The 11958-nt window shown below is 36.9% G+C and carries 11 protein-coding genes; 8 read left to right on the forward strand and 3 right to left on the reverse strand.

Features of this window, described 5'->3' with window-relative positions; translation table 11 throughout:
• Positions 1 to 34 precede the first annotated feature (34 nt).
• Entirely contained in the window at positions 35 to 910 is an 876-nt protein-coding gene (locus tag DL897_RS04360; protein WP_145962192.1) for a hypothetical protein, read from the reverse strand.
• Positions 911 to 1211: 301 nt separating this feature from the next.
• Between DL897_RS04360 and DL897_RS04365 the strand changes: the two genes are divergently transcribed.
• Positions 1212 to 1562 carry a carboxymuconolactone decarboxylase family protein gene (locus tag DL897_RS04365; RefSeq protein WP_240627266.1) on the forward strand — a complete coding sequence of 117 codons (351 nt, stop codon included), beginning with the start codon at positions 1212 to 1214 and terminating at the stop codon, positions 1560 to 1562.
• A 107-nt stretch (positions 1563 to 1669) separates the two neighbouring features.
• On the opposite strand, the gene DL897_RS04370 is transcribed toward DL897_RS04365, so the two are convergent.
• Positions 1670 to 2404, reverse strand: coding sequence for a PIG-L deacetylase family protein (locus DL897_RS04370; RefSeq protein WP_113657923.1), 735 nt, complete (start codon positions 2402 to 2404; stop codon positions 1670 to 1672).
• An 899-nt stretch (positions 2405 to 3303) separates the two neighbouring features.
• Between DL897_RS04370 and DL897_RS04375 the strand changes: the two genes are divergently transcribed.
• Positions 3304 to 3753, forward strand: coding sequence for a hypothetical protein (locus tag DL897_RS04375; protein ID WP_113657924.1), 450 nt, complete (start codon positions 3304 to 3306; stop codon positions 3751 to 3753).
• Positions 3754 to 3888: 135 nt separating this feature from the next.
• Complete coding sequence (locus tag DL897_RS04380) at positions 3889 to 4500, forward strand: PH domain-containing protein (protein WP_113657925.1); 612 nt, start codon at positions 3889 to 3891, stop codon at positions 4498 to 4500.
• Positions 4501 to 4766: 266 nt separating this feature from the next.
• Here DL897_RS04380 and DL897_RS04385 read toward each other — a convergent pair whose 3' ends face one another.
• Positions 4767 to 6035, reverse strand: a complete 1269-nt coding sequence (locus DL897_RS04385; protein ID WP_113657926.1) for a dicarboxylate/amino acid:cation symporter — start codon at positions 6033 to 6035, stop codon at positions 4767 to 4769.
• Between the two features lie 144 nt (positions 6036 to 6179).
• Between DL897_RS04385 and DL897_RS04390 the strand changes: the two genes are divergently transcribed.
• The 5 genes from DL897_RS04390 (at position 6180) to DL897_RS04410 (ending at position 11837) form a co-directional block, all read left to right on the forward strand.
• On the forward strand, positions 6180 to 7589 hold the full coding sequence (locus DL897_RS04390; RefSeq protein WP_206186483.1) for a sigma-54 interaction domain-containing protein: 1410 nt from the start codon (positions 6180 to 6182) through the stop codon (positions 7587 to 7589).
• A 283-nt stretch (positions 7590 to 7872) separates the two neighbouring features.
• On the forward strand, positions 7873 to 9294 hold the full coding sequence (locus DL897_RS04395) for a GntP family permease (protein WP_113657927.1): 1422 nt from the start codon (positions 7873 to 7875) through the stop codon (positions 9292 to 9294).
• A 25-nt stretch (positions 9295 to 9319) separates the two neighbouring features.
• Positions 9320 to 10090, forward strand: coding sequence for a 3-hydroxybutyrate dehydrogenase (locus DL897_RS04400; protein ID WP_113657928.1), 771 nt, complete (start codon positions 9320 to 9322; stop codon positions 10088 to 10090).
• Between the two features lie 742 nt (positions 10091 to 10832).
• Positions 10833 to 11195 carry a Na-translocating system protein MpsC family protein gene (locus DL897_RS04405; protein ID WP_240627267.1) on the forward strand — a complete coding sequence of 121 codons (363 nt, stop codon included), beginning with the start codon at positions 10833 to 10835 and terminating at the stop codon, positions 11193 to 11195.
• Between the two features lie 114 nt (positions 11196 to 11309).
• Entirely contained in the window at positions 11310 to 11837 is a 528-nt protein-coding gene (locus DL897_RS04410; protein ID WP_113657929.1) for a carbonic anhydrase, read from the forward strand.
• The last annotated feature ends 121 nt before the right edge of the window (positions 11838 to 11958 follow it).

Consider the following 11958-nt stretch of genomic DNA (forward strand, 5'->3'; position numbering starts at 1 on the left):
ATAAAAAAACACTAAAAATGACATGGAAGCTTGATTACTTCATTTTTCGATAATATTCGTAGGCATGAATGCCGATCCCTAGAAAGTTTGGATAGCTCTTGAACTCGTTATATACTTGGCTTAGATGCCCTTCCATATTAGCAAGATTACCATCTCCGAAGGTATTATCCTTAGTTACTCCGCTAGCGATGGGATGCGTTTCTATTGAAACGATTACTTTTTTTCCGATTTGTGCAGCGTAATTGACTTCCCCTCGTGCCCAGCTGATAATTTGATCAGCTTGGTCACGATATGCCATTACAGAAACATAATCACTCCGCTGTTGGACATATTGATTTACTTTATAATAATTTTGTTGCGCATGATCTGGAGAATCAAACCAAGCAGCAATTGCATATCCGAGTTTTAGTGAATGATCATTGGCAATATAAACACGGTCGATCATTTTTTTGTAAGCATCTAAATAAATAGACATTTGTTGTTTTTGCCAAGGCTCTACATCAAATTGAATTCCAGCAAATCGGCTATTGATAGGAGCTGTTTGATTATATTTTTTGACCCTATTTAAAAATTGAACCGCATCCTGACCATCGTTTTCAACCCATTTTACATCGCCACCTAATGCATGGACTTTCACACCGATCTTATTCATCTCAGCGATAAACTGCTGTAATCGAGAAGGATCTTGATTACTTTCGATATTTTTCAATTCGAGTGAAGATGCGAAGAATATTTCTTGAATTCCTTTGTCTTTTATAAATTTGGCTAGCTGATTCCGTTCAAGCGTTTGATTCTCATCATTTCCTAAAAATTGATCCGCATTCCATACATACATAAAGCGATTTTGTACTAAAGTAGCGGCAGAAGTATCCTTAGGGATCATTGCTATAAGGAATGTTACTATAATCATCAAAAACCTCTTCATCCTTATATCTCCTTTTAATTAAGAATATTGTACTATATTAATTATATTAAATGTATACGAAAATAAAAAGGGAATAAGAATAGAAAAGAAAGGTGATATGATATTGTAGAACTTGGGGAAAATTCGGAAGATGGGCAATCGAAAATGGCTGAATAATGGTAATAATATGCCATTCACTGGTAGTAGATTTATTTTGTAACCTAAAAAAATCTATCCTTGAAGGGAATAACACTAAAAACTTAGTGAAAAATAGGGGTAAAATTATATCTGCTAGGAGGAGTTTTTGGTGTCATTTATTCAGGAAGCATTGTTGGAATATAAAGAAGGGATCGCGGAGTTTGGTGAAAGGTTGCCAGAAGTAGCTCGAACATATCATCAGTTTACAGAAGCCTGTTTTGAAGAAGGGGAGCTATCGAAAAAGACTAAGCATCTCATTGGTGTATCACTTGGTTCATATACGAATGATGAATATTGTATAATCTTTCATGTGAAAGGAGCATTAGATCAAGGAGCGAGTGAAAAAGAAGTGTTAGAAGCAGCAGCGGTAAGTGGAGCCTTCGGAGGGGGAATGGCTATGTCACAAGCAGTCACCTTAGTCCAAGAAGCATTAAGAGAGTTTCAAAATAACGTGCATTAGGTTCAAGAAGATGAAGCCAGCTTTTTAGTAAGAGTAAAAAAGCTGGCTAACCGCTAGGTTCCCTTGGATATAGGGATTCCTAGCGGTTGTTATTTGTAAACTATTATTTAACTCTCGATACCTACAAATAGGTCGTTCTCGACTCTCTCTATAGTGGACGGAGGGTGGGGCCAAGCGAGTATATAATGATTCCGATCAGGGATGCTGGTGTTATGCCCTTCAGCGATTCCCGGAAATACTTTATCGACGGACATATTTTGGGTCTTATACTCTAGCAATGCTTTTCTTACGGGCTCTTTGTACTCTCTTACATCGACGATGGTGTGGATCGCTTCATCAGGATCGGTGTTGACTTGCCGGCTCATTTGTCGACCAACTGAGCCCGGAATGGTAATATAGTAAAGCTTTTGTATACTAGGTAAGTTGGATTCGCTAACCGCTTTAAATGTAGCTTGAGAAATAGCAGTATGATCTTTATGTCCTGATATTCCATGTGGGGCAAAGGTTACCACCACTTGGGGTTGGGTGTTTTTCATATAGGTGATGATATCTTGACTCATATCCTCAAGTGGGACATCGGGTAAGGTGCCGTCTTTGTACGGTAAGAAATGGAGATGATGAATACCTAAGTGAGCTGCTGCTCTTTCTAGCTCTTGTTCTCGTACTTTTGGAAGCTCTTCTTTGGTACATTGCGGTGGATTGCCTGTTTTTCCTGCTTCTCCACGGGTAGCGCATATCAGATGAATATCAACATCTCCTTGAGCGACATATTTGGCGATGGTTCCACCTGTTGTAAACGATTCATCATCAGGATGAGCGAAGACGAATAGGATTCGTTTCATAAAATAGGTTCCTTTCTTTTTAACAGTTTCCGCTTAGTGGTGTTGGTTCCTTTTAGAGGGAAACTCATATCTAAATAATGGGCTCTAAGTCTAAAAAATTAGGATTTGTATCAAATGAAGTAACATGTTATTTACTATCTCGTATTTATTATACGATAAGTGCATCATTGAGATGTAATTTTTCCAACATACAATCCACCGCTTATTAATTTAGATAACTCCCCCTATTGTAAATAATCTGGTATGTTTGAATAATTGATCTCCTATTACCCTTTTATTTAACTTCCGTTTATCTCCATCCCTTATGATTCGAAATGATGTTTCGAATCCCAGAAAAAAAGGTTTTGATATGGATATGAGTAAGTTTCTTTCGAAATAATGGGTTGAGTAATCTATCTAAAGAGGCTGTTGCATTAATCAACCGCTCATCGTTTTTGAACTCACTCCCGTTGCGGTTTGGCTCAAAAGTTGATCCTACACAAAAACGATTCGCTCTAATTCTAGGAATGATCTAATTATGCAACATGCTCATCTAAAAGAGAATGATGTGAGATGACGCTATATCTGCTTCTCTATTTCGCTTCATTCTTAGTATTATAAACTACTTTATCTCTTATGAAGAGTTATCTTATTTAAATGAGATATAGTAAAAATCAGCAACGCTTTATTATAGTAAAGAAAAATACTGCAATCCCAGGAGTATCAAGGGGTTTAGCTACTATATAAAAAGCGATGACAAGGTAACAAAAGCAAAATTTTGTAACCTTTTTCATTGGTAATTGGGATTAATACTTTTTAGATATAAAATATGATAGGATAAAATTGATAAATACCAAGAATTACCTAGATCATTTCTCTTTCAAAGTGATTGAGTGAATAATTCGAAATGAGGGATCGTCATGAAACCGTATATATATAATATCTACTTTACAAGAGATGATATAAAACAGCCTCCCATTCGATATAGCACCGATCAAAAAGAGATCGAACAAGTGAAGCAAGAATTTTTAGGGAACCATATTGATGAAGATGGTAAGATTGAGATTTTAAAGATAGACTATCTTGGTCAAGGGAAATTGGGCTTATATGAAGAGGAATATTATGAAGAAATACGTGGATGGCATATCGATGAGGAGAATCCAATTCCAATGAAGTTTACCGAAGAGGGAGTCTTCTTGCCGAAAGACACTTGTATGGTTTCACTCGGAAGTCTGATGGTAGATGGATATAAAGATCTTACTACCGAAGAACAAGAATTAATCGATAGTGCTATGTATGCGTTGGAGAAATTTTTTAGACTTTGTGAATTTGCGGATGATGAGGAACCATCGAATAACACTTCTTTATAAAAAGGATTTATATATGAATATGCTATTAACTCGTTGAATTGAATTAAAATCTTATGATACGATAAAATTGGAATATAAGTTTTATATCAAAATGTATCTATCGAATCAAAAATTCAATTTGAAGGGTTTGATAGCATGTTTGGAAAAGTAGCAGCTGATGTACTTGGATTAAGTGATATTGGCTCTGTTATTCATCCGGAAAATTATGACAAAGTGGACTCTGATGACTATATCATGCATGAGGATGGAGAAAAAATTTACTTTTTAATTAAATCAAAGTCATATGAATATTGTTTCACCAATAAAGCTTTGATCCATCTCGATGGAACAAGTGCAATGAGTAAGAAGCGAGTTCTAAGACGACTTGATTATTATAACCATCACATTTCAGGTGTGCTTTTGGAAACTGCGGGAACTGTTGATCTAGATGTGGAAATTAAATTTAAAATGGGCTCTATACCCTATTCGATTGATGTGCACAAAAAGCATCTGGAAGAGTTAAAGGATTTATATAAAGTATTGACAAAAATTGCTGAGATCTCTAATGATAATGAGCAGATTTTAAAATATGCACAACAAAGTCTTCAAGTAGCTTCTTCTACCTTAAATCGCCATGCCGCTGAAGAAGATTTGGTAGGACAGTTTGAAAAATTAAATCAACTTTCTTTTTCATGGTTGGTGGATGCAAAGAAAAAATATTGTCTAAAAGATTACGGATTTGTGTTTGATCAATTTATTAATAACTAAATGTTTGTTGATGATTAATTGATAGAAAGCAAATGACCTTTTTATATTTTCAAAGACTAACTTTCTTCATTTTCTTAGGAAAGTTAGTCTTTTTATTTTTAGTTATGTTTATTTGTTTATACAAGCTACATCATGTTGCATTATTCAATTAAAAATCCAGATCATACCTAGAGGAAGTCGCGAATCGTTCTTATGTAGGATCGACTTTTGCACCAAACCTTTAGCAGGAGTGAATGGAAGCGATGAGCGGCTGAGGCAACCTCAAGCTATTCTTTAGCATTTAGTTCTTTCGTCCCTGTTACATTTTCTTTGATCCAGTTCTTCCCTTTAAGAATGCGTGTGATCAACATACCTGCAACTGTATCTCCCGTTGAATTAACCATGGTTGCTGGAGGATCAACGATGGTTCCCAAAATGGCTAAAACGGGCAAGGCTTCAGGAGGGAAACCATACATCGTGACAATTAATAACTCCCCGATAAATCCACCGCCAGGGACACCTGACATCACGACACCACTTAGTATGGCGATAAGAATGGCGGTAAGGTAGGTATCGAATCCGGTAAAAGGCATTTGAAAAATCCCAAATAGGAAAGTGATTTTTAAGATCGCACTTAAACAAGACCCATCCATATGAATGGTCGATCCGATCGGAATAACGATCTCTCGGACTTCTCGATCTACACCGATTTTTGCTGAAGCAGCTAAGTTAGCGGGTATAGTCGCTACACTACTCCCTGTTCCGAGCGAGGTAACTGCAGGGGTAAGGATGTTTTTCCAAAAAGATCGAATTCCTACCTTTCCACTAGCGATATATGCGTATATGGTATAAAAAACAAAAAAATAAATAATAGCTGTGGGATAATAGACTGCGACAGCTCGGGCATAAGAGCCCAGAAGTTGGGGACCAAATACACCGACTAGGTTTGCAAAATAAGCACCCAGACCGATCGGAGCGATCCACATAATAATAGTGATAAACTTCATCATCACTTCTGATAAGGCATCGAGTCCTTGAGCGACTTTTCTCCCTTTTTCTCCTGCCAAGCTAATCGCCATACCAAATAGAATAGCAAAAATAATAAGTGGTAGCATGTTTTTACGAGAAAGTAAGTCTTTAAAGTCAGAAACCGTAAACGTAGAAACAATTTGCTCCGTTGTTTTTAGAGGTTCTGTTGTTTCAGGTTTTGGAAGTGTAATTTGTACACCTTCTGCGGGAGGGAAAAAGTGGGTAGCACCTAACATGATAATGGCAGAGATGAATCCAGTAATTATAAATACAACCAGCATGATGCTGAGAATTTTTCCGAGTGTTTTTAAGTTAGCGATATTGGCCACGGTACTACTAATTGTAACCAATACAAGTGGAACAACAATGGTAAAGATGAGATTAAGAAAAATATCACCAATCGGTTTCAGAGCGGAAGCTTTAGGGCCGAGCCAGGTTCCGAGTAAACAACCGATTGCAATCGCGATCAAGATGAAAATGGGAAATCGGTAATGTTGAAGAATACTACTTTTCTGGGTATTAATCATAAAGTTACCTCCATTAATAATGGTATATTTTAAATATAACTGATCTTCCATAAATAGTCATGAATAAATCAATAGTGTCTGCTGGTGAAGTAATGATCAGAGTTCATTTAGTCGAAAAACATATGAGGGGCGTGGTGGCTGACTATGGATAAAGGTATAGAGAAAGAACGTCTCTTGGAAGTTTATCGTCAAACACTAGCTTCGAAGGAAATGATCGAAGCGGCTTTTGAAAGTGCATATGAAGGGATAGTCATTACGGACAATAAAGGAATTATTATAATGATCAATAAAACATATGCCGAATTTTTAAGAGTAAGAGTAGATGATGTGATCGGTAAGCATGTTACTAAGATTATAGAAAATACACGAATGCATATCGTGGCGCAAACAGGTAAGGCAGAATTGGCCCAAGTACAAAGAATACATGGTGGGAAAATGCTTGTTCATCGCATTCCGATTTTTCATAATGGGCAAGTGATTGCAGTTGTAGGGAAAGTCCTTTTTCAAGATGTAAAAGAGCTACATGCATTATCGAAGCGAGTTAATCAATTAGAGCAAGAGCTCAGCTATTATAAAGGTGAGTTTTTAAAACATTTAGGAATCCGATATGGATTAGAGGATATTATTGGTAGTAGTCCAGTATTACAAAAGTTAAAAAAATTGGTTAAAAAGGTGGCAGCCAGTGATACGACAGTATTTATCGGAGGAGAAAGTGGAACAGGCAAGGAAATGTTTGCTCATGCCATTCATCAGTTAAGTCATCGGAGACTAGAGCCATTTGTAAAGGTGAACTGTGCAGCTATTCCTGAAAGTTTGCTAGAATCCATTTTATTCGGTTATGCTGACGGGGCTTTTACGGGAGCAGTTCGGGGAGGACGAAAAGGAAAATTTGAGATGGCACACGGGGGAAGTATTTTCTTGGATGAGATTGGGGAGCTGACTTTATCGATGCAAGCAAAGTTACTACGTGTATTGCAGGAAAAAGAAATCGAACCTGTTGGAGCTATCCACCCCGTGAAAATAGATGTACGAATCATTACGGCAAGTAATCGCCATTTAGATCAAATGGTCAAAGAAAACAGATTTCGTGAGGATTTGTACTATCGGTTAAATGTACTTGCCTTAACCTTGCCACCTCTTCGGGAAAGATTAGAAGATATTCCTGAATTAACCTATCATTTACTCGATGAGTTAGCTCAAGAAATTGGTGTATATGTAAAAGGGGTAGCTCCTGAGGTGATGGATTGTTTGCTTGCTTATCATTGGCCGGGCAATGTTCGTGAACTAAGAAATGTGTTGGAACGTTCATTACACTTGATGGAAGGAAAAATGATTCAGATTGAACATTTACCCTATCATCTAGTGACTCAACATCAAACAGCACAGCATCGATACTCTTTGCGTACCGCAGTCGAGCAAGCCGAACGAGAGATCATTCATCGCGTTTTAAAAATAACGAAAGGGGATCGAGAGCAAGCAATTCAACTTCTTGGAATCAGCCGTTCCGGTTTTTATCATAAACTAAAGAAATATATGCTTTCCTCCGTGAAATAAGAGATGATACGACTTGTATTGATTTATAAGTAATGGAAGGGAAAGAAAAAGTCGTCAATAAACTTTGTCTACAAACTATCAGTCCAATATTTTAGACTGATCGTCCAAAAAAATAGATGTAGCAAAAAAGGGCGAACATGCCCTTTTTTGTTTTAGTGATATGAAAGATGATTCCAAAATATTGGACAGAATTGTCGATGGAATCGATATATTCGTTTGGCATCGTTTTTGCATCTATGTGGAGTAAAGGCTGTAAAAATTGAATAAGAAGGAGGAATTTGATTTGGCAGTTTTGGGTATTTTTCTGGCCCTTGGCTTATTAATTTTTGTTGCTTATCGGGGCTATCCAGTTATTTTATTTGCACCGATTTTCGCTTTGTTGGCGGGTGTACTGTCGGGATTACCAGTATTACCTACTTTTACAGAGGTATTTATGGTTAAAGCGGCAGATTATGTGAAGCTTTACTTTCCTATTTTCTTATTAGGGGCTGTATTTGGTAAGGTGATGGAAGATAGTGGGGCTGCCCGATCGATTGCACGAGGATTAACGGGTACCTTTGGTAAAAACCAAGCTATTTTAGCGGTAGTGCTGACTTGTGCAGTCTTGACTTACGGAGGAGTTAGTTTGTTTGTCGTTGCTTTTGCGGTATATCCGTTTGCATCAGCGCTATTTCGTGAGGCCAATATTCCAAAGCGTCTCATCCCTGCAACGATTGCACTTGGGGCGTTTACTTTTACCATGGATGCTTTGCCAGGTACGCCTCAGATTCAGAATATTATCCCTACAGCTTACTATAAAACGACTTCTTTTGCTGCGCCTATTATTGGAACGATTGGGGGTCTATTGGTTGCCTGTTTTGGTCTATGGTGGTTATATCGACGGAAGAATAGACTAATAGAGAGTGGAGAAGGATATGGTTCTAATCATACAAATGAACCGGAAGTAACTCATGGAGAAAAACTCCCTAACTTTTGGTTATCACTCGTTCCTTTGCTACTTGTTTTAACCGGAAATGCCTTACTTACTTATCAGATATTACCGACGTGGTATCCTTCATCCATTTTAAAACAATTTTCCGGGTTAAATATGAAACAAGTATTGGGGATCTGGTCTTTAACTTTGGCACTCGTGATTGGAATTGTATTTGCTATCTTTATTTGGTTGATCTATTGGCAGAAAAATCAGCATGTTGGAACAGATGGAATTAAAAAAGCACCTGTATTTAACTTAGCTAAAACATTGACGGCTGGTACTTTAGGATCACTACTTGCTATTATGAATACAGCTTCAGAAGTTGGCTTTGGGAATGTGATTTCTTCAATGCCTGGCTTTAAAACAATTTCTGATTTCTTATTGTCGATGAAAACCAGTCCTCTTATCTCCGAAGCATTGTCTATTAATATTTTAGCCGGAATTACTGGATCAGCCTCTGGTGGGATGAGTATTGCACTGGATACCATGGGAGCCAAGTATTTAGAATGGGCGACAAGTGCAGGGATTAGCCCTGAACTTCTACATCGAATCGCTTCGATGTCAGCAGGAGGAATGGATACATTACCACATAATGGAGCGGTGATTACCCTCCTTGCTATCTGTGGTCTAACCCACCGACAATCGTATGGAGATATTTTTGCGATTACAGTGATAAAAACGTTGGTTGTACCGATTATGATTGGATTTGCTTTACTAACTGGCTTGGTATAAATAACTTAAGAAAGGAAGAATGATGATGATCCAACAACGAACCGTAATCGTAACTGGAGCAGCAGGGACAATTGGCTTTGCGATCGCGCAAGCTTTTGCACATAGTGGAGATCATGTAGTTATTGTAGATCTGAAAAAAGAAGAAGCGATTCATGCAGCTCACAAAATCACCCAAGAAACAGGAATAGAAGCATCAGCTTATCCTGTTGATATAACAGATGAAGAACAAGTAAAGGGCTTAGTCGAAAAGGTCATCAAAAAGCAGGGGAGAATTGATGTGATTGTTAATAATGCTGGTTTACAACATATTGATTCAATAGAAAACTTCCCGCTTGAAAAATGGAACCAATTGATTAATGTCATGCTGACAGGACCATTTTTATTAATCAAACATAGTGTTCCTTGGATGAAGCAGCAACGATATGGTCGGATTATTAATATTTCCTCAGTTCACGGAAAGACAGCTTCACCATTTAAAGCAGCTTATATTTCAGCAAAACATGGAATTATTGGATTATCTAGAACAGTGGCTTTGGAGACGGCTTCTTATGGAATTACGGTTAATTCGATTTTACCTGGAGCAGTAGATACTCCACTCATCCAAAATCAGTTGCAAAAACTGTCTGAAACAGAGGGGATTTCCCGAGAAGACGCATTACACAAGCACTTATTAAATAAACAGATGATTAAGCGATTTATTAAGCCAGAAGAAGTTGCAGGTTGTGCTGTTTACTTAGCATCTGATCTCGCTGCTTCTATTACAGGTGAAGAGATTCGTGTTTCAGGAGGTTGGTAGAAAAATAAAGAGTATGGTTGCATAGTAAAAGATGGGAGAAAAGGATGCTGAAAGTATCACCTTTCTGATTCATTTTAGATATACTTAGAGGTTCCTAATGACTCTGTAAATGGATAGAATGATAGGTTTAGTGTTAACCACTCAGTAACTTTTTGATAACAGGAAATAAATTAGGAGCAAAAATAGTTGCTCCTAATCCTAATTATTTATTCTGGAGCCTTTTTCTTATTGACTGTCATATATTGTGGCTTGGTGAAATGTTTGTCCTCATAGAATAATAACTAGAGGCTTATATGTTTGATCGAAAAAAAGATCATCAGCCACTTCACTTAAATGGACTTTGTTTCGATTAGCAAATCGATGTGTATGAGGTACAGCTATTTTGCAAAGGGCAGGCTGTGCGATACGAAGTTCTTGTGACAGCTTTATTTTACCATTGGCTATAGCGTACTATAGAGGTGTTTTCGGTTATTTATAAAGAACGTTTCTCCTAAATATTTTAGGTAATCAGCTTGACATTCGAACAGCTGAAAGGTAAAATGTAACTACAATATTAAAGCTACGATAGATTATCAATTTAGCTACAAAGAAAATTGTATTAGCACTCGGATAATGTGCCATTGTTCCTGTGAAAATACAAATAGAGACTTTGTGGCGGCTAGATTGAAATAAATCGGTATACCATATAACTATATTATTACATAGTTATATGGTATACCGATTTTTTATTAGGAGAGAGAATATGACAAAAGGTCAATTAGAAGCAGAAATCAGTAAAGCATTAACGCAATGGGAGAAAGAGTATCTAGGTCGCGGATCAGTTATGGTAAAGACCGATATCCTTCGGGATATGGTGTTTGTTAGCTTAAAGGGAATATTAACTCCTTCTGAATATAAATTATCTGAAACAAAAGAAGGAAGATCGTCCATTAAGAAAATTCGTAATGAACTGGTAGAATCAGGTAGAGATGAATTAAGTAAAATTATTAAGGATCTAACTGGTGAAGATATAATCACATTTCACACGGATATCAGCACAAAAACTGGTGAGCGAATTATGGTCTTTAGGTTATCTACTAATTTAGAGAAAAAGCTCATGTCTTAACTAAAAATATAACTAGGGAGATCTTTAATAAATAGGCCCATTTTTTGAGTACTAGAAAGGGATCAGTTGAAGATAAACTCGTAATATTACTTTATAAAAAAGGAAGTGAATACGATGTCTGTGTATACAATTTTTAATAGCCAATCTGACATCATAGATTCGCTTAATCAAAAAAAAGTATTATTCATTATTGGGATGGAGGAAGCATTGGAACAATGGTTGTATTCTGCCACTCATCTTCCGCCAGAAAAAATGTTGGTTTTAGTAAGTCATGGCCCTCTTATTTCAGAACCATTTGATAGCCTTATGAGAAGTGTGATCATTGCAGTAGCTCAAGAAAATGTTGAGGAAATTTTTGTTATAGGTGCAATAAATAACAACGAGTTTGAGCTGGTTGAGAAGGATTTGATTTCCATAGTAAACAATGGAAAAGTCCCGTTGGCTAATAAAGACTATTTATCTGAATTCAAAGAAAATGATATTTTTCAGTGGTTGAAGGGAAGCGAAACAGTAACAGATAGTATTAAAAAGTCTATGGATTTTATTCGTCAGCATCCGTTAATGCCATCTGGAGTTAAGGTCTATGGTTTATCCGTGGATACTGTTAGTGGAAAATTATCAAGCGTAGTGGAATACGAGTAACAAGTATAAGTAAGTATTATAAATGTAATTAGAGTTGTGAACCCGATGTCCATCCATAAACTTAATCTCTTGAGGTTGAGCAAACAATATTCGGTTCAGGAAGAATGTGTCAGAGTTCTTG

The organism is Thermoflavimicrobium daqui (genome assembly GCF_003313465.1).
GTDB lineage: Bacteria > Bacillota > Bacilli > Thermoactinomycetales > Thermoactinomycetaceae > Thermoflavimicrobium > Thermoflavimicrobium daqui.